Below are 17,092 nucleotides of genomic sequence, written 5' to 3'. Positions count from 1 at the left end.
TCGATCTCCTCGCGCATCGGGTCCGTACAGGGTTCGGCGCCGTAGAGCACCGTCGAGAGCGGCAGTTCGCGCGGATCGACGCCCATCTCCGCGGCCGTCTCGGCGAAGTAGAGCGCGTACGACGGCGTACAGCCGATCGCGTCGCTCTCGAGGTCACGTGCGAGTTCGACCTGGCGCTGGGTGTTCCCGCTGCCGATCGGGATCACCGTCGCCCCGAACGCTTCGGCGCCGCCGTGGAATCCCAGCCCGCCGGTGAAGAGCCCGTAGCCGTAGGCGTTCTGGAACGTCTCGCCTGGATCGAGCCCTGCGGCGTCCATCGATCGGGCCATCACCTCGTTCCACAGCTCGAGGTCGGCCTCGGTGTAGGCGACGATTTTGGGTTTGCCCGTCGTGCCCGAGGAGGCGTGGATGCGACGGATGTCGGCGTCGTCGACGGCGAAGAGGCCGTCGGGATACTCGTCGCGGAAGTCCTCTTTCGTCGTGAACGGGAGCGTTCGGACGTCGTCGATCTGCTCGATATCCGACGGCGCGACGCCGGCTTCGTCAAGCGCCTCCCGATAAAAGGGGACGTTCTCGTAGGCATAGACGACGGTTTCGCGGAGTCGTTCGGATTGCAGTTCTCGCAGCTCCTCCCGACGAGTGTGCTGGATAGTCTCTGACATGGCGTGTTGCGTACGATCACGGTATCGAATACCAAAATTCTTCGCTCACTCGAGGCCCGCGAGGACCGATTACCCGAACTTCTCGAACGGTTGCTCGCAACCGTTGCAGTAGTGCATCGACCGGCAGAGCGACGGTCCTTTCGGATGTTCGCGGACGGTGTCCGTCGACTCGCAGTAGGGACACTCGGCGCCCGTTGCCTCCCCGCTGGTCGTGACGCTCGGATCGAGGCTCCGTCTCATATGCTGAGCCCGAACTCCCTGAGGTCGTCTTTGCCCCGTTCGGTCACCATCTCGACGGTCCACTCCGGACTCCAGACGAGTCGCAACTCGATGTCCTCGACGCCGTCGACGGCGGTGACCGCGGCTTCGACCTCCGCCGTGAGCATGTCTCGAGCGGGACAGCCCGAGTACGTCAGCGTCATGTCGACGGTCACGTCGCCGTCGTCGACGCTGACGCCGTATATCAGGCCGAGATCGACGATGCTGATCGGCATCTCGGGGTCTTCGATCCCGTAGAGGGCGTCCCACACGTCGGCCGCGAGGCCGGTCGCGTCGGCGCCGGTCGCGGGGAGGTCGGCCGTCGACTCTCCCTCGCGGTAGTCGGTGTAGGCACAGGGCGTGGCGTCGGTGTCGTCCGGAATATTGCTACTCATTACGGTTACTCTGGTTTGTCCATGATTCTGGTCGTCTCGGTGCGCTCGAGTTCGCGGTAGGTGTGGGTGAACTCGTCGTAGAGGTCGAACCACGCGTCGGTGTGGGTCCCGTCGCGACCGCGCTCCTCGGGGAGCATCGCCTCGGTCACTTCGAACTCGAACTCGTCGGCGCCGTCGTCAGCCCGACCGTCCACCGGCAGCTCGAGGTCGAGCGACTCGAGGTACGGCACGACGATCGACAGCCACTCCTCGCCCATCTCCTCGAGAGTTGCGTCGCGAAGGCCGAGATCGACGATATCGTCTTCGACGTCGGGGTCGACTGCTCGCGGTTCGTCACCGCTCGCTTCATTCGCGCCGCGTGGCGGCGCGCACGGCTCGAACAGGGTAAACGCGTACGGGAACAGCCGATCGAGTGCGTCCTGTAGGCGTTCGCGACCCTCGCCACCGTCGGCGAGCCGCTCCAGCCAGTTCTGGGCGTGCTCGAGGTGGTACTCCTCCTCGCTTCGGATCTTCCCGACGCGGTCGGCGATCTTCGGGTGGGTGGAGTCGACGAGCGCCTCGAGCCGGAGGTCCTCGGCGACGTCGTAGAGGTACGACCGGAGGACAGCGTCGGCCCAGTCGCCCTCCTCGAAGGGGAGTTCGACCAGTGTGCTGTGCCGGAAGTCGCCGGGATCGCGCTCGTAGACGAGGTCTCGCTCCTCGAGGCCGACGTCGCCGAGGACGTCGTACCACAGGCGGGCGTGGCCGAGTTCGTCCTGGGCGTTGTTCGCCAGCGCGAGGTCCGACTCGAGGCTGGGCGCGCGGACCTGCCACTCGGTGTAGCGCTCGGCCAGCACGAACTCGTCGTCGGCCAGCCGCTTCAGCAACGTCTTGAGGGCTGTCCGCTCGCGCTCGTCGAGTTCGTCGGGGTTCTCGAGGCTCGCCGCCATCAGTCGTCACCCCGTTGTCGTTCGGCGGTCGCCTGTTCGTCTTCGGACTCGACGACCTCGCTCGCGTCCCTGCCGGTCGTGTTGTACGCGGTCGCCCACCGGTAGCTCTTGTCGGTCGTCCCGCCGAACGCGACGTCTTCGGAGTCGATCTCGCCGATCTCCTCCCTGGGAACGACCCAGAGGCTGTTAGTCGGCTTGCGCCGACCGTGCTGGATGGCCGCGAACTGCTTGGCCATCTCGCGGTCCGACGCGTGGACGTTGCCGCAGTGCGTGTGATACTGGCCGGTTTTCTCCTGGCGGAATACTTCCCAGATCATGGTCAGTCGGCCGCCTGCGGCGCGTGGCCGCCGGCGGCGGAAGCGTCTCCTTCGATCGTGTCACGGACCCACTGAACGGCCTCCTGTGCGGCCTTGCGGCCGTTGATCTGATCCAGACCGGGTTCGTAGTCGTTCTTCGCGATCGTGAAGAACTCGTCCCAGTCGAGGTCGTCCTCCTCGACCTCGTAGGTGCCGTCGTCCCGCTCGCGAATCCGAGGCTCGTCGGGGATCTCGAGGCCGTACTTTCGGGCCTTGGGGATGTACTGATCGAGGAACGCGTTGCGCAGTTGGTCGTTGGACTGCTGTTTGAGCCCCACCGAGGCCGCGAAATCGTGGTGGGTGCTCTTGTCGTCGGTCGGGCCGAAGAACTGGATGATACGGGGCCACCACTCCTCGAAGGCCTCCTGAGTCAGCTGCTGTTCCTTCTTCGACCCCGACATGAGTTCCGCGAGGATGTCCTCGCCGTGTTTGACGTGGAACCCCTCCTCGAAACACACCTTGTCCATCGCGTGGGCGTACGGCTCCCAGCTGGTCCGTCGGAGCGTCGCCTGACGGCGCATCGCCGCGCCGTCGACGAAGAAGGCGATCATCGGCGTCTCGACCCAGCTCTCCATCGGATAGTGGAAGCAGTTTAAGAACTTCCCGTCGCCGTTGGCGAGGTCGTCCAACATCTCCTCGCGCGTCTTGACGCCCAGCGACTCGGCGGCGCGGTAGAGCAGCTGTCCGTGACCGATCTCGTCTTGCACCTTCGCGGAGAACGCCAGCTTGCGGTCGATGCTCGGCGCCTGGCGGATGAACGGGCGCTCTAAGTACGCGCCCATGATCTCGCTGTTCGCGTGGAACTCGATCATCCGCGTGGCCGCTTTCCGGTACTCCTCGGGGAGGTCGTCGGCGGGGCTGAACTCCCGCGGCCCCGCGCGTTCTTTCGCTGTCTCCAGGTCCATCGTTTCATTCGAATGAACGCTGGAGAGACCCTTAGGGGTTGACCGCCGTATAACGCGGTTTTAAATACTGGTGAGTGGTACCGGGGGACATATCTCGTCATGATCGACGAATGTCTCGCGGTCGAATTCCGCGTCCAGAACGACGGTTGCCCGCTTTCGGAGGCGACGCGGGAAGTCGACGTCGAGATCGGTGCGCAGCCGCCACAGCACCGCAGCGACGGCTACGATCTCCTCAGGTTCAGTTCGCCCAAGAGCGACCGGCTCACTCGAGTACTCGACGACGACGAACGGATCTCGTACCTGCACGTCTCGCGGACAGACGGGCGCTATCGGTACCGCTGCCTGTCAAAAGAGCCCTGCGTCGTCCACCGACTGATCGACGGCGGACTCATCGTCGAGACGCTGCGATACCGCGACGGCGCGGCGATGATCTTCGGTGCGGTCGTCGGTCGCGACGTCCTCAAGGGCGTCATGGAGGCCGCCGGCGAGACCGTCGGGGTCACGCTCGAGCGCGTCTATCCCCTGCAGGCCGAAGCGAGGGAATCCCCCGTCCACCGATGGGACCTCACGCCGGCCCAGGAGGAGTGCCTTCGGACGGCCCTCGAGATGGGGTACTTCACCATCCCCCGGAACGCCTCGTCGGAGGCGGTCGCCGACGAGCTCGGGATCAGTAAATCGGCGTTTCTCGAGCGGCTCCGCCGCGGCGAGGCGGCGCTGTTTCGACAGATCTTCAGCTGAGAGTCCGCCGCTAGATACTTTTCCCTCCGCATCGGTGTGATACCGTATGGCAGACATCGAAGCGGTTCGCCGGCGCATCGAGAGCGACGCCTACTGCGAGACCCTCGGAATCGAACTCGTCGACCTCGAGCCGGGGACCGCGAGCACCCGCCTCGAAGTGAGCGAGGAGCTGACGAACTTCCACGGCACGCCCCACGGCGGGGCGATCTACTCGCTGGCCGACGCGGCCTTCGCCGCGGCGTCGAACTCCTACGGGGAGACCGCGGTCGCACTGGAGACGAACGTCTCGTACCTCGAAGCCGCCGAGGTCGGTGCCGTCCTCACCGCGACCGCAGCGGAGACCCACGGCGGCGGTCGGACGGCCGAGTACGAGGTCGTCGTCACCGACGACGCCGACGATCGGATCGCGACGTTTCGAGGGCGCGTCTACAAACCGTGACCGGTCATCGACTCGACGCCGACGGGACGGCGTCGCTATGAACATCACTGCGCCGCAGAAAGCGTTTCTGAGCGTCGGTTACGCGGTGACGCCCAGATACCGATCGAGGATCTCGTCGTTCGCCTCGAGCTCCGCGGCGGTCCCCTCGTAGACGATCTCGCCCTGGTTGATGACGTAGTTCCGGTCCGCGAGCTCGAGGCAGACGTGGACGTTCTGCTCGACGAGCAAGACGGTGATGCCCCGGTCGTTGAGTTCGCGAACGATGTCCATCACGTCCTGCACGATGTACGGCGCGAGCCCCTCGGTCGGCTCGTCGAGCAGGATGAGATCGGCGCCGCCGACGAGCGCGCGGGCGATCGCCAACATCTGCTGTTCGCCGCCGGAGAGGGACGAGCCGGCGTTCTCCGTCCGCTCTTTCAGGTTCTCGAACATCTCGAGGGCCTCCTCGATCGACAGCGAATCGACGTCCGACGCGCCGCCGTGGTCGGCGATCTGCAGGTTCTCCCGAACGGTCAGTTCGGGAAAGATCTGGCGCTCCTCGGGGACGAGCGCGAGCCCGCGCGTGACCGTCTCCGTCGCGTCGAGCGTCGAAATATCCTCGCCTTGATAACGGATGGTGCCGCTCGTCGGAGTGAGAATGCCTATGATCGTCCGCAGCGTCGTCGTCTTGCCGGCGCCGTTGCGGCCCACCAGCGAGACGATCTCGCCCTCGTCGATCGCGAGCGAGAGCTCGCGAAGCACCTGCGTGTCCCCGTACCCCGAATCGATCGCGTCGACCGAGAGCAGCGGTTCGGCGCTCATTCCATCATCCCCCCGAGATAGGCGTCCTGGACGTCCCGATTCGCGGCGATTTCGTCGGGCGTCCCCTCCGCGAGGATCTGCCCGCGATTCAACACGGTGATGCGGTCGGAGAGTTCCATGACGAGTTCGATGTCGTGTTCGATCAGCAGCAGCGTCTGGTCGACCAGCACGTCTTCGATCAGTTCGATCGTCTCCCGGGTCTCCTCGACGCTCATGCCGGCGGTCGGTTCGTCGAACAGCACCAGGTCGGGCTCGGTCGCGAGGACGACGCCGATCTCGAGGCGTCGCTTGTCGCCGTAGGCGAGCGCGTTCGCCTCCTCGTCGGCGACGTCGCTCAGTCCGATGCGCTCGAGGATCCGGCTGGTCCGCTCGTTCATCCCGTCGTACCGGTGGGTCGGTTTGAACAGCGATTCGACGAACCCGTACCGATCGCGGTCGATCGATTGGGCCGCCAACCTGACGTTCTCGCGGACGCTGAGTCCGCCGAAGATATTCGAGATCTGGAACGAGCGGCCGATGCCGCGGCGGACGCGCTCCGCTGGCGAGAGCGTCGTGATGTCCTCGCCGTCGAAGTAGATCCGCCCGTCGGTGACGGGCAACGCGCCGGTGACGAGGTTGAACAGCGTGGTCTTTCCCGCGCCGTTCGGGCCGATTATACTGCGGAACTCGCCGCGTTCGACCGTCAGATCGACGCGATCGGTCGCGGTGAACTGCCCGAAGTTCTTGACCAGCTCGTCCGTTCGGAGGATCGGTTCGTCCGCGACTCGCTCGTCCGTTTCGATCGGTTCCGTAGCCATCAGTCGTCACCTCTCATGTGCGAATCGTCCGGCGCCGGTTCCGCACCCGGGCCGGAGTCCCTCGTCACGAGGGGCTTGAGCCGCGCCGGAAGCGAGACCAGTCCGCGCGGGAGGAAGATCACGAACAGGAGGAAAATCGTCCCGAGCACCAGTCGCCACCGCGGCGTGAAGCCGGTGAGGATCTCCTCGAGGCCGAAGAACACGGTCGCTCCGACGATCGGCCCGTAGAGCGTCCCCATCCCGCCGAGGATGACCATCACGATCACCTCGCCGGAGTGGAGCCAGTAGGCGAACGACGGCGCCGCGTACCCCGAGTTGAGCGTGAAGAGCCCGCCGGCCAGACCGGCCAGCGCCCCGCTGACCACGAACGCGCGGCGTTTGTACCGGGTCGTCTCGTAGCCGAGGAACGTCGCTCGCTGTTCGTTCTCGCGGATCGACTTGAGGACTGACCCAAACGGCGAGTTGAGCATTCGTCGGGTGAGGAGGAACGACCCGATCAAGGCCGCCAGCGCGATGTAGTAGAACAGCGACTGCCCGGTCAGGGTGACCGGTCCGAGGAAGAGTCCGATCTCGTCGAGCGCGATTCCCACCCCGGCGATCCCGTAGTACGTCGAGATGCCGAACAGCCCCTCGGAGCCGCCGGTGATCTCGAGTCGATACAGCATGTTGTAGAACAGTTCGGCGAAGCCGAGCGTGATCATCGCGAAGTAGACGCCGGAGACGCGGATCGAGAGGTAGCCGACGACCCACGCGATGGCCGCGGAAATGACGATCGCGAGGCCGATCGCGACGAACGCCGACTGACTCACGTGTAGTAACGCGATCGCGACGGCGTACGCGCCGAGCCCGTAGAACAGCGCGTGACCGAGCGAGACCAGTCCGGTGTACCCCATCACGAAGTCCAGACTGAGCGCGAACAGCGCCCAGACGAGGATCTCGATCGCGAGCGTGACCGTGTACGTCGAATAGAACGTCCCCGCCCCGAGCGGGAGCAGGGCGAGTAGCCCGACCGCCGCGAGTCCGACCCACTTGCGGGTCCGATCGTCGAGGACGCCGCCGGATCCGGTCAGCAGTTCGCCGCCCTCTTCCTCCATCTCGACGCCGAACAGTCCGCGGGGCCGGACGAGGAGGATACCGATCATCAGCAGGAAGATCACCGTTCCCTCGAGGATCGGCGCGTACGTTCGCAGAAGCGTCTGAATGATACCGACGAGGAGCCCGCCGGCGACGGCTCCTTTGAAGCTGCCCAGGCCGCCGAGGACGACGATGACGAACGCCGGAATGATGACCGACATTCCCATCTCGGGGCTGACCGTTTGGTAGCCGCCGAGGATGATCCCGGCGACCGCGGCGAGCGCAGCCCCCATTCCGAAGACCAGCGAGTAGTACCGGTCGATATCGATGCCGAGGTTCCGGACCATCTGCCGGTCCTGGGAACCCGCACGAATGATCAGACCGTACTTCGTGTGCTCGAGCATCGCCCAGACGGAGAGCGCCATCGCGGCGCCGAAGACGATGACGAACACGTTGTACACGCTGGCGTTGAGTCCGACGACGTCGATCGTTCCCGAGAGGATCGCCGGGGTCGGGAGGTTGACGTTGCCGGGCTCCCAGATCAGGTAAATCAGGTCGTTGATGACCAACACCAGCCCGAACGTCAACAGAATGTGGTACAGCGGGTTCCGTCCGTACAACGGTCGCACCGTGAACCGTTCGATCGCGACGCCGATGATACCGACGAGCAGCGGCGCGACGAACAACGCGGCGAAAAACGCCGTTCCGCCGAACGGCGCGATCAGCGCCAGGGCGAAGTACGCTCCCAGCGCGAACAGTTCGCCGTGAGCGAAGTTGATGACGTGCATGACGCCGAAGATGACCGACAGCCCGGCGGCCAAGAGGACGTACACCACGCCGATCGTCAGCCCGTCGACCAGTTGTTGTAAGATTCCACCGATCATTGGTTATCGAACGGCGTTTTCCATGAGCGAGTTACAGTTCACAGCCGGTTTCCTCGCAGTCGGGTGCGGCCTCCTCGCCGGAGAGTTGGGTCAGGAGTTCGACGTCGGCGAGCTCCCCGGAGTCCGGTTCGACGCACTCGCCCATCCAGACCGGGTTCATCGCCTGCTGGTCGCACTCCCGGAACCGGTTGGGGCCGAAGATCGTCTCGTGTTCCATGCCCGAGAGCGTCTCCCTGACCGTCGTGGGATCGCGCGATCCTGCCTCGCGGATGCCGTTGGCGACCATGCGGATCGATTCGTAGCCGACGCGCGAGAAGTTGTCCGGTGGGGCGTCGTACTCGCTTTCGTAGGCCTCGACGAACGCCTGGTTGTCTCCGGTTTCGATCTCCGGAACGTATCGAACGCCACTGTAGGTGTTGTACACACCCTCTCCGCCGCCCGCCCGTACGGCTCGAAACGAGCCGGTCGTCGTCACGATGGGGATCTCGTCCGGCAGGCCGCGCGAACTGGCCTGCGAGAGGAAAATCGCGAGGTCGGATCCGGTCATCCCCACGACGAGCGCGTCGGCCTCGTCGCTGACGTCCGAGATCTGACTGATGAACGCCTCGAAGTTCGTCGAGCCCTGATCCGACCGGGTGACGCCGACCCGCTCGTAGGAGTCACTACTGGACTCCATTCGCGTCTCGACCTCGTTCAGTACCGACTCGCCGTACGCGTAGTCCGCGATGTGATAGACGATCCGATCGCCGAGTTCGTCGGCGGTCCACTGGGACATCACCGCCGCGATCTGTGCGGTGTTCGTCTCGAACCGAAACACGTACTCGTTGCAGTTCTCGCCGGTGATCGAGATATCCGCCGCGCCGGGCGTGTAGACGACTTCGTTGTCGGCGGCGAAACTGTTGATCGCGAGCGCGGCCGAACTCGAGATACAGCCGCTGATGAACTGCGCGCCGTCGGATTGGACCGCCTGCGTGGCCTGTTGGGTCGCCGTCGCCGGGTCGAGTTGCGTGTCGTACTCCTCGTGTTCGATCGTGAAGTCGAACTCGTCGCTGTCGTTGATCTGCTGGATCGCCAGTCGGGTTCCCTGATAGTGTTCCTTCGCGAGCGCGCTAAACTCGCCCGTCCTCGGCTCGAGAACGCCGAACTGGACTGTGTCGAAGTTCTCATCGTCTCCCCCACCCAACTCGTCCGGATCGCCGACGCAGCCGGCCAATCCGGAGATCCCGATTGCACCACCAATGGTAATTGTTTTTAGAATATCACGCCTCCGACCACGCGGACTGTTATCTCGAGCCATACCTTCAGTAGATTACATCATCCTATAAAAATCGACCCCGTTTTATGGCGGTTTTATACGCGACGTCCCCGTCGTCCGGAGCCGATCCTCGACGCTCGACGGTTCCGTTCTCGGTCGCAACCGAAGAGCGGACGACCGGGGTATCCGCTCGGACGACTCGATGCGGCGAACGAACGCGCTGTCCACGTCTACCGCCGGATGGGACCCGAGACGATCGATCGGAACGGGAACGAGCGACGAATGGACTATCGTTCGACGAACCCATCGTCGAGACGGTCCGGTTGCCGCCCGCGGAGCGACCGGGGCGTCCGTAGCGACGCGGTTCGGTTTGACGGCGATACGCAGTGGGTCCGACGGGCGTCGCGAGGGACTCGAGCGACCGAACCGTTCGCCGCTCGAGGTGGGTCTCGATCGACTCCGTCCTGTCAATTCCGTTGTCCCTCAGTGGCATGTGTATTCACCACATGATTTTTATCGGGGGACTCCGGATTGTTGAGTGAGGATGAGTTATAAGCAGATAGAGACAGCGCCTCGGTCGGAGATCCGGGCGCTGCAAAACGAACGGCTCCGCGAAACGGTTCGCCACGCCTACGAGAACGTCGACTACTACCGCCGGGAACTCGACGCCGCGGGGATCGCGCCGGAGGACGTACGGACGATCGACGATATCCAGACGCTCCCGTTCACGACGAAAGAGGACTTCCGCGACGAGTATCCCGACGGCCTCTTCGCCGTCGACGACGCCGACGTCCGACGCATCCACGCCTCCTCGGGCACGACGGGCAAGCCCAAGATCGTCGCCTATACCGAGGACGATCTGGACGTGTGGAGCGAAGTCGTCGCCCGGTGTCTCGCCGCCTCCGGCGTCGAACCGGGGGAGACGGTCCAGAACGGTTACGGCTACGGCCTGTTCACGGGAGGGCTCGGCCTCCACTACGGGATCGAAGAGCTCGACGCGACGGTCATCCCGATCGGCGGCGGGCAGACCCAGCGGCAGGTGGAGCTGTTGGAGGACTTAGAGAGCGACGTCCTCACCTGCACGCCGTCGTACTCGCTGTACCTCGCGGAGACGGCCGCGGAGATGGGCGTCGATCCGAGCGAACTGCCGGTGTCGACGGTGATCTTCGGGGCGGAACCCTGTACGGACCCGATGCGCGAGGAGATCGAGGAGCGCCTCGACGTCACGGGGATCGACATCTACGGACTGTCCGAGATCATCGGCCCCGGCGTCTCCAACGAGTGTCACGAAGCCCAGGATGGATTGCACGTCTGGGAGGATCACTTCTACCCTGAGGTGGTCGACCCGGACACGGGAGAACCCCTTCCGGAGGGCGAGGAGGGCGAACTCGTGTTGACGACGCTCACGAAGGAGGCCCTGCCCGTGCTGCGCTACCGCACCGGCGATCTCACCACGCTCACGACCGAGGAGTGCGAGTGCGGCCGCACGATGGTCCGAATGGACAACGTCACCGGCCGCGCCGACGATCTCATCATCGTGCGCGGCGTCAACCTCTATCCCAGCGAGATCGAAGCCGTCGTCCTCGAGTTCGAGGCGGTCGCGCCCTACTACCGCATCGACCTCGAGCGCGAGGAGAACCTCGACACCCTCGAGNGAAGCCGTCGTCCTCGAGTTCGAGGCGGTCGCGCCCTACTACCGCATCGACCTCGAGCGCGAGGAGAACCTCGACACCCTCGAGCTCACGATCGAACTGGAGGACGGATTCGACGGCGACGTCGGGGAGCTTCGAGACCGAATCCTCACTCGGCTGTCGAACGTCCTCTCGTTTACGCCGGACGAACTGAACGTCGTCGAACCGGGCAGTATCGAGCGCACGAAGGTCGGCAAAGTGAAACGCGTCTACGACCACCGATAGCCGCTGCGAGACGCCGCGTCGCACTGTCGATCGGACGCGAGAGGAAGTCGACCGGTCTGTGTCGGACCCGACGCTGACAGCGTCGACCGACTGTAGTGATATCTCCGCGGCGTACAGGCGCTCCGGCAGCGGAGCCGTCGATTCGAGCAGCGTCGACCCGGACTCGCATCGATTCTCGGTCGCACCTCCGATTCCCGTCACTGAGGTAAACTATTTGTGTCACGAGAGGGATGGTCACGTATGGCATACAGCTACGAGCCGCATCACTTCGAGGACTTCGAACCCGGTCAGGAGTTCGAGAGCGTCGGCCGGACCGTCACGGAATCCGATTTCGTCATGCACTCGGCGCTGGCCGGTGACTGGACCGAACTGCACACGAACAAGGAGTACGCGGAGGACGGTCCCTTCGACGGCCGAATCGCCCACGGGCCGATGACGTTCGTCCAGGCGACGGGCTTCGTCTACCGCACCGGGATCGTCGAGCGCACGGCGTACGCTTTTCTCGGGATGAACTACATGGATCTCCCGAACCCGGTCTACATCGGAGACACGCTCTCGCTCGAGATGGAGGTCAGCGAGAAGAAAGACGTCGAACACGACGACGCCGGGATCGTCGTCCTCGACACCGAGATGACGAACCAGGACGACACCGTCGTGTTTCAGGGCGACATGAAGTTCCTCATCAAACGGAAGGAATAGCGCGCAGAACGCGGCGTCGCCGACGGAGGCCGTCGGTGCGGACCCGTTCGTCGGAGTCACATCCGTATCGATCCGGCCATCGGAACTGCCCGCTCACAGTCGGCGTCGCCTCGGCCTGATACTCGGCGGCGACCGGGCGATGCGAGAGCGATAGCTACCGACCGCAGCGCGCGAGGGCTGGTCCCGGACCGTCCGGCGCTCGCTTTCCAGTGATTCGTCGCCGACGTTACATCGTTACCGGCGTCCGATCGCGTCTCCGAAACCGCACGCGACCACCGTCCCGACTCCGACGCGAGCGCGGTCATCCGACAGCGGAAGTATCATAGAACGAATATAGCTGCCTATCTGGTATTTAGCCCGGAGTGAACTCGAGAGAACCGACCTACCTTCGCCGTACACACCGAGCAGCGATCGCGATGAGGGACTTCGATCGCGTGCTCGTATACCGGCGGTATACGCGGCATAGATGCCGATATCGTAGTAGTTGCGCCTTCGAGGCCGTAACTGTATTGCAGTCGGCGATCCGTCTCTCTATCGCCGTCCAGTTTGCCTTATCCGCCGCATTAGTTCGCCTGAAACTCCGTTATACCGATCCTAGCTCTTACGAGTGGAGAGTTGCTGTCGAGTAGCGTTCCGTCGAGTTCAATTCGACTATTACTCGACCCCCAGATGGATATAACAGTATTTCGATGTCTTCTCCATCCTACCATAAAAATATTGGTCTTTTGGCCACGATTCACAGTAATTCCCATACGTTCGCCGGTCGGCGGTCCGAAGCTGGGCCCCAAACTACCTTTACAATGGAAACCGAATCGGGTGTATGGTACGATCGGAGGTACGAACGATCACGGACGGCCAGCCCGCGTCGACGCTCGCAACCGCGGACGGAGGTGGCTAGATGGTCGACCACGAGACCTGGGGCGACGGACAGGCGACGACCACCGTCACCGTCGACGGCCACGACCTCGAGGTCGCCTACCACGAGGACGGCCCAGAGACGGGTGATGCGGACGACGAACCACCAGTCGTCTTTCTCCACGGAATCCCGACCTGGTCGTTCCTCTGGCGCGATATCGTTCCGGCGGTCGCCGAAGAGCGCCGAACGATCGCGCCGGACCTGGTCGGCTACGGCAACTCCGCGATGCACGACGGCTTCGACCGCTCGATCCGCGCCCAGGAAGTGATGCTCGAGGGACTGCTCGAGGATCTCGACGTCGACCGGGTCGTCCTCGTCGCCCACGATATCGGCGGCGGGGTCGCCCTGCGCTTTGCCGCGCACAACCCGGACGCCGTCGAGCAACTCTTGCTCTCGAACGCCGTCTGTTACGACTCCTGGCCCGTCGAGTTCGTCTCGGAGCTCGGACTGCCGTCGACAGCCGATCTCGAACGCGAGGAACTGGAGGCCCGCCTCGAGTCGGCGTTCGTCGACGGCGCCTACGGCGAGGCCGATCCCGAGTTCGTCGCGGGGATGAAGGCGCCGTGGCTGACCGACGAGGGCCACCTGTCGCTGGTTCGCGACGCCGTCGCGACGAACACGAATCACACGGCCGAGATCGACTACGGCGCGATCGAGGCCGAGACGCTGTTGCTGTGGGGCGAAGACGACGTCATGCAGCCCTACGACTACGCCGAACGGTTGGCCGAAGAGCTCGACGACGCCGCGCTCGCGCCGCTGTCGGACGCCTATCACTGGGTCCCCGAGGACCGACCTGACGCCTACACCGATCATTTGATCGACTTCCTGAAATGAATGGACACATAACGGTAGCGGATAAAACGGACCGACTATATGACTGACGACGAGCAACCGAACTGGGATTTCAAGGATCGCGACATCGCCATCCTCTGTGAGCTCTCGAAGGACCCGCAGCTCTCCTCGCGGGAACTGACGAGCGTGCTCAAGGCCGAGTACGACATCGACGTCTCGCACGTCACCGTCAGCGAGTCGATCCGACGGATGCGCGACGAGGGCGTGTTCAGAGAGGCGATCATCCCCAACGAGGAGTACTACACCTTCGCGCTGTTCGAGTTCAAGTTCAACACCGAACACTTCGAGGACGGCTGGCGCGACGCGATGGAGTACATTCAGGGCAGCAAGCATACGCTGTTTTACTTCCTCTCCGACGGGGAGTACCAGTGGAAGACCGTCATGATGTTCCGAAGCTCAGAGCAGATCTCGAAGTGGATCCACAACTGCTACAAGGAACACGGCGACGTCATCGCGAACATCCGGAACTCCTCGGTCCACAACGTGCTCAAGTTCCGGACTGATCCGCAGATCTACGAGGATCTGCGCGGCGACCAGACCGAATAGAACGCGGTTTCGATCCCTCTTTCGTCAATTCCACGCCGGTCAGCAGGGAGTGGCGGGTCCCGCGCCGACCGACGGCCGCTGCGGATTAGCGACCGCCCGCGCTCTCGCCGCCGCCGGCTCGGAACAGCCGGTAGGTCGTCCGGCCGACGGCCGCCTCGCCGTCGGCGCCGGTGACCGAGACCTGCGTGACGCCGGACGTCTTGCCCGCGCGAACGACCTCCGCCTCGGCCCGGAGATCGCCCGTCGCCGGCCGGAGGTAGGAGACGTTGAGGTCGGTCGTCGTCAGCCCAGCCCCGCCCGGGTCGTCGAACGTCGACCGGAGCGCGAACGCGCTGGCGGTGTCGATCAGCGTGGCGACGATACCGCCGTGGATCGGGTCGTAGCCGTCCGAACCGACCGGGTTCTCGAACTCCTCGTCGTGGTCGATAGCGAGGACTGCGCGGCCCTCCTCGAGGGATTCGACGCGGACGTCGAGCCACGAGAGGTAGCCGTGGTTGTCGACGAACGACCCCCACTCGGGCCAGCCGGTGGCATCGTCCGTATCGGGGACATCGGCGGTGTCGGTCGACTCTCCCGTCTCGGGCGCATCGGAGACGTCGTCCGCGTCCGTCAGGTCCTCCGGGTCCTGCATCTCGTTACTCGCCCTCGAATTCGGGGTCGCGGTCCTCGGCGAAGGCCGTCGTGCCCTCGAGCACGTCGTCGGTGCTGGACAGCAGGCCGAAGCCCTGGCTCTCCATCGTGAGGGCGGCCGCCATGCTCGCGTCCTGGCCTTCGTTCATGACCTTCTTGGCGACCTCGAGGCCGATCGGCGGGCCGTTACGGAGGTCGTCGACGAACGCCGCGACGGTGTCGTCGAAGTCGTCGCGTTCGACCGAGCGGTTGATCAGTCCCCACTCCTCGGCGCGGTCGGCGTCGATGTGGTTGCCGCGGAAGACCAGTTCCTTCGCGCGGGTCTCACCGAGCACGCGGAGGAGCCGTTGGGTGCCGCCGCCGCCGGGGATTAGCCCGAGGGTGATTTCGGGGGCGCCGAAGGAGGAGCGGTCGGTCGCGACGCGCAGGTCACAGGCGAGGGCGAGTTCGAGACCGGCGCCGAGACAGAAGCCGTCGATCTTCGCGAGGACGGGACGGGGGAACTCGTTGACCGTCTCGAACGCGGGCGTGACGTCCATCAGGTCCGTCGGCTCGGCGTCACTGAATTCGGAGATGTCGGCGCCGGCACTGAACGCGCGGTCGCCCGTGCCTTCGATGGTCGCACACCGAACCTCGTCGGCGTCGATCGACGAGAACAGGTCGTCGATCTCTGCGAGCAGGTCTCCCGAGAGGGCGTTCATCCGCGAGGGACGGTCGAGTTCGACCTGCAAGACGGCGTCCTCGAGCTCGTAGTTCAGGTCGTGGTAGGGACCGAGTTCGTCGTCGCCGTAGTCGTAGAAGCCCGCGCCGGCGTCCTCGCCGGTCTTCCCCTCCGCGACGAGTTCCTCGAGGTACGGGTGGGGCTCGAAGCGGTCGGAACCCGTCTCCTCGTACAGCTCCTCGAGTTTCGCTAAGACCGTATCGAGGCCGATCTTGTCCGCGCGGCGGCAGATGCCCTCGGGGAAGCCGAGTCCGAGCTGGACGCCGGTGTCGACCTCCTCGGGCGTGGCGACGTCCTCGCCGACGAGGAAGGCGGCACGGTTGATCATCCGGGCCTCGACGCGGAGCCAGTCGAAGTCGCCTGCGTCTTCGGGCTCGTAGTCGGCGCCGTCGCCGTCCTCGTAGTCGTAGAATCCCTTGCCGGTCTTCTGGCCGAGCTCCTCGGCCTCGACCTTCTCCTCGGTGATCGGCGGGATCGGACTGCCGCCCTCCTTGCGGACGTGGTAGCCGACGTCGATCCCGGTGAGGTCGGCGAGTTCGAAGGGGCCCATCGGGTAGCCCCGCTCGTGGGCCATCGTGGCGTCGGCCTCCCGGATCGTGGTCTCGCCGTTGGAGACCATGAACGCGGGCTCGCCGCCGAAGGGGCCGACGATGGTGTTGACGACGAAGCCGCGGACGTCCTTGCGGACGTAGATCGGCGTCTTGCCGATCGACTCGACCCACTCGTAGCCCGCTTCGGCCGCCTCGTCGCTGGTGTCCTGCCCGTAGATGACCTCCACGAGGTCCATCTTCACCGGCGGGTTAAAGAAGTGCAGGCCGAGCACGCGTTCGGGCGTGTCGACGGCCTCCGCGATGTCCGTGATCGGCAGACTCGAGGTGTTCGTCGCAAGCAGGGTGTCCTCGCTGGTGTACTCCTCTAAGTCGCTGAAGATGTCGTGTTTCAGGTCCAGTTCCTCGGGCGCGGCCTCGATCACGAGGTCGGCGTCGGCGACGGCCGCCTCGAGATCCGTCGTCGTGTCGATCCGCTCGAGGACCTCGTCGGCGGATTCGTCGATCAGCTCCTTCTCCTCGAGTTTCCGCAGGCTCCACTCGATGGACTCGTAGCCGTCCTCGACGAACTCGTCTTTGATGTCCCGCATCGCGACGTCGTAGCCGGCCATCGCGGTCACTTCGGTGATTCCGTGTCCCATGTTCCCCGCGCCCAGCACGGCGACGCGGTCGATGCTGTCGAGTGACATGGTCGTGGTGTCGCTCGGAATCATCTTAATACCACCGACACTTGCTTAGCAATGTTAAGTGCGTTGCCTCCGGTTGTACAGC

Annotated in this window: 17 protein-coding genes and 1 pseudogene; 6 read left to right on the top strand and 12 right to left on the bottom strand. The window is 64.5% G+C overall.

From position 1 onward, the window contains the following. From C477_RS09220 to paaA, 6 genes are all read right to left on the bottom strand, one after another. Nucleotides 1-662, bottom strand: a 662-nt coding sequence (locus C477_RS09220) for a phenylacetate--CoA ligase family protein (protein ID WP_008894204.1), incomplete at its 3' end; no start/stop codon positions are given. A 69-nt stretch (nucleotides 663-731) separates the two neighbouring features. Beyond that, a complete protein-coding gene (gene paaE, locus C477_RS24055) occupies nucleotides 732-902 on the bottom strand; it encodes a 1,2-phenylacetyl-CoA epoxidase subunit PaaE (RefSeq protein WP_008894203.1) in 171 nt (56 codons plus the stop codon). Continuing rightward, nucleotides 899-1,315 carry a 1,2-phenylacetyl-CoA epoxidase subunit PaaD gene (gene paaD, locus C477_RS09215; protein ID WP_008894202.1) on the bottom strand — a complete coding sequence of 139 codons (417 nt, stop codon included), beginning with the start codon at nucleotides 1,313-1,315 and terminating at the stop codon, nucleotides 899-901. The genes paaE and paaD overlap by 4 nt, the downstream gene beginning before the upstream one ends. Nucleotides 1,316-1,320: 5 nt before the next feature. Beyond that, complete coding sequence (gene paaC / locus C477_RS09210) at nucleotides 1,321-2,244, bottom strand: 1,2-phenylacetyl-CoA epoxidase subunit PaaC (RefSeq protein WP_008894201.1); 924 nt, start codon at nucleotides 2,242-2,244, stop codon at nucleotides 1,321-1,323. Further along, nucleotides 2,244-2,561, bottom strand: coding sequence for a 1,2-phenylacetyl-CoA epoxidase subunit PaaB (paaB, locus tag C477_RS09205; protein ID WP_008894200.1), 318 nt, complete (start codon nucleotides 2,559-2,561; stop codon nucleotides 2,244-2,246). Before paaB ends, paaC begins: the two co-directional genes overlap by 1 nt. Nucleotides 2,562-2,563: 2 nt before the next feature. Then, nucleotides 2,564-3,505 (bottom strand): 1,2-phenylacetyl-CoA epoxidase subunit PaaA, encoded by a 942-nt coding sequence (gene paaA, locus C477_RS09200; RefSeq protein ID WP_008894199.1) that lies wholly within the window; start codon nucleotides 3,503-3,505, stop codon nucleotides 2,564-2,566. A 99-nt stretch (nucleotides 3,506-3,604) separates the two neighbouring features. Between paaA and C477_RS09195 the strand changes: the two genes are divergently transcribed. Together C477_RS09195 and paaI are read left to right on the top strand one after the other, a co-directional pair. Continuing rightward, nucleotides 3,605-4,243 carry a helix-turn-helix domain-containing protein gene (locus C477_RS09195; RefSeq protein ID WP_008894198.1) on the top strand — a complete coding sequence of 213 codons (639 nt, stop codon included), beginning with the start codon at nucleotides 3,605-3,607 and terminating at the stop codon, nucleotides 4,241-4,243. 46 nt (nucleotides 4,244-4,289) lie between these two features. Then, a complete protein-coding gene (gene paaI, locus C477_RS09190; protein ID WP_008894197.1) occupies nucleotides 4,290-4,682 on the top strand; it encodes a hydroxyphenylacetyl-CoA thioesterase PaaI in 393 nt (130 codons plus the stop codon). Between the two features lie 78 nt (nucleotides 4,683-4,760). Here the strand turns inward: paaI and C477_RS09185 are convergent, their stop codons facing one another. Genes C477_RS09185 through C477_RS09170 form a run of 4 tightly spaced genes read right to left on the bottom strand, consistent with a single transcriptional unit; the run spans nucleotide 4,761 to nucleotide 9,535 of the window. Beyond that, the gene (locus tag C477_RS09185; protein WP_008894196.1) at nucleotides 4,761-5,483 is read right to left on the bottom strand and encodes an ABC transporter ATP-binding protein; all 723 of its coding nucleotides are present in this window, start codon (nucleotides 5,481-5,483) and stop codon (nucleotides 4,761-4,763) included. Further along, nucleotides 5,480-6,280, bottom strand: a complete 801-nt coding sequence (locus tag C477_RS09180) for an ABC transporter ATP-binding protein (RefSeq protein WP_008894195.1) — start codon at nucleotides 6,278-6,280, stop codon at nucleotides 5,480-5,482. The genes C477_RS09185 and C477_RS09180 overlap by 4 nt, the downstream gene beginning before the upstream one ends. Beyond that, complete coding sequence (locus C477_RS09175) at nucleotides 6,280-8,238, bottom strand: ABC transporter permease (RefSeq protein WP_008894194.1); 1,959 nt, start codon at nucleotides 8,236-8,238, stop codon at nucleotides 6,280-6,282. The genes C477_RS09180 and C477_RS09175 overlap by 1 nt, the downstream gene beginning before the upstream one ends. Before the next feature lie 31 nt (nucleotides 8,239-8,269). Further along, a complete protein-coding gene (locus C477_RS09170; RefSeq protein WP_193366258.1) occupies nucleotides 8,270-9,535 on the bottom strand; it encodes an ABC transporter substrate-binding protein in 1,266 nt (421 codons plus the stop codon). Between the two features lie 502 nt (nucleotides 9,536-10,037). Between C477_RS09170 and paaK the strand changes: the two are divergent. From paaK to C477_RS09150, 4 genes and pseudogenes are all read left to right on the top strand, one after another. Then, a pseudogene (gene paaK, locus C477_RS09165) lies at nucleotides 10,038-11,409 on the top strand (phenylacetate--CoA ligase PaaK). Nucleotides 11,410-11,649: 240 nt separating this feature from the next. Further along, nucleotides 11,650-12,108: a MaoC family dehydratase gene (locus tag C477_RS09160; RefSeq protein WP_008894191.1), complete on the top strand. Its 459-nt coding sequence runs from the start codon at nucleotides 11,650-11,652 to the stop codon at nucleotides 12,106-12,108. A gap of 898 nt (nucleotides 12,109-13,006) precedes the next feature. Beyond that, nucleotides 13,007-13,858 carry an alpha/beta fold hydrolase gene (locus C477_RS09155; protein ID WP_008894190.1) on the top strand — a complete coding sequence of 284 codons (852 nt, stop codon included), beginning with the start codon at nucleotides 13,007-13,009 and terminating at the stop codon, nucleotides 13,856-13,858. 39 nt (nucleotides 13,859-13,897) lie between these two features. Then, nucleotides 13,898-14,422 carry an Lrp/AsnC family transcriptional regulator gene (locus C477_RS09150; RefSeq protein ID WP_008894189.1) on the top strand — a complete coding sequence of 175 codons (525 nt, stop codon included), beginning with the start codon at nucleotides 13,898-13,900 and terminating at the stop codon, nucleotides 14,420-14,422. Nucleotides 14,423-14,507: 85 nt separating this feature from the next. On the opposite strand, the gene C477_RS09145 is transcribed toward C477_RS09150, so the two are convergent. Further along, nucleotides 14,508-15,053, bottom strand: coding sequence for a PaaI family thioesterase (locus C477_RS09145; protein ID WP_008894188.1), 546 nt, complete (start codon nucleotides 15,051-15,053; stop codon nucleotides 14,508-14,510). A gap of 4 nt (nucleotides 15,054-15,057) precedes the next feature. Beyond that, nucleotides 15,058-17,010, bottom strand: coding sequence for a 3-hydroxyacyl-CoA dehydrogenase/enoyl-CoA hydratase family protein (locus C477_RS09140; RefSeq protein WP_049914452.1), 1,953 nt, complete (start codon nucleotides 17,008-17,010; stop codon nucleotides 15,058-15,060). Nucleotides 17,011-17,092 lie beyond the last annotated feature (82 nt).

It is taken from the genome of Haloterrigena salina JCM 13891, from assembly GCF_000337495.1.
Classification (GTDB): domain Archaea; phylum Halobacteriota; class Halobacteria; order Halobacteriales; family Natrialbaceae; genus Haloterrigena; species Haloterrigena salina.
Note: the sequence above shows the minus strand (reverse complement) of the source record. Positions and strands in the feature narration are given on the sequence as shown.

Excerpts from the sequence above, each read along its gene's own strand:
- paaD (WP_008894202.1), bottom strand. The coding sequence starts at position 1,315 with ATGAGTAGCAATATTCCGGACGACACCGACGCCACGCCCTGTGCCTAC.
- C477_RS09145 (WP_008894188.1), bottom strand. The coding sequence starts at position 15,053 with ATGCAGGACCCGGAGGACCTGACGGACGCGGACGACGTCTCCGATGCG.
- paaI (WP_008894197.1), top strand. The coding sequence starts at position 4,290 with ATGGCAGACATCGAAGCGGTTCGCCGGCGCATCGAGAGCGACGCCTAC.
- paaA (WP_008894199.1), bottom strand. The coding sequence starts at position 3,505 with ATGGACCTGGAGACAGCGAAAGAACGCGCGGGGCCGCGGGAGTTCAGC.
- C477_RS09180 (WP_008894195.1), bottom strand. The coding sequence starts at position 6,280 with ATGGCTACGGAACCGATCGAAACGGACGAGCGAGTCGCGGACGAACCG.
- C477_RS09195 (WP_008894198.1), top strand. The coding sequence starts at position 3,605 with ATGATCGACGAATGTCTCGCGGTCGAATTCCGCGTCCAGAACGACGGT.
- C477_RS09170 (WP_193366258.1), bottom strand. The coding sequence starts at position 9,535 with ATGGCTCGAGATAACAGTCCGCGTGGTCGGAGGCGTGATATTCTAAAA.
- paaB (WP_008894200.1), bottom strand. The coding sequence starts at position 2,561 with ATGATCTGGGAAGTATTCCGCCAGGAGAAAACCGGCCAGTATCACACG.
- C477_RS09175 (WP_008894194.1), bottom strand. The coding sequence starts at position 8,238 with ATGATCGGTGGAATCTTACAACAACTGGTCGACGGGCTGACGATCGGC.
- C477_RS09150 (WP_008894189.1), top strand. The coding sequence starts at position 13,898 with ATGACTGACGACGAGCAACCGAACTGGGATTTCAAGGATCGCGACATC.
- C477_RS09155 (WP_008894190.1), top strand. The coding sequence starts at position 13,007 with ATGGTCGACCACGAGACCTGGGGCGACGGACAGGCGACGACCACCGTC.
- C477_RS09185 (WP_008894196.1), bottom strand. The coding sequence starts at position 5,483 with ATGAGCGCCGAACCGCTGCTCTCGGTCGACGCGATCGATTCGGGGTAC.
- paaC (WP_008894201.1), bottom strand. The coding sequence starts at position 2,244 with ATGGCGGCGAGCCTCGAGAACCCCGACGAACTCGACGAGCGCGAGCGG.
- C477_RS09140 (WP_049914452.1), bottom strand. The coding sequence starts at position 17,010 with ATGTCACTCGACAGCATCGACCGCGTCGCCGTGCTGGGCGCGGGGAAC.
- paaE (WP_008894203.1), bottom strand. The coding sequence starts at position 902 with ATGAGACGGAGCCTCGATCCGAGCGTCACGACCAGCGGGGAGGCAACG.
- C477_RS09160 (WP_008894191.1), top strand. The coding sequence starts at position 11,650 with ATGGCATACAGCTACGAGCCGCATCACTTCGAGGACTTCGAACCCGGT.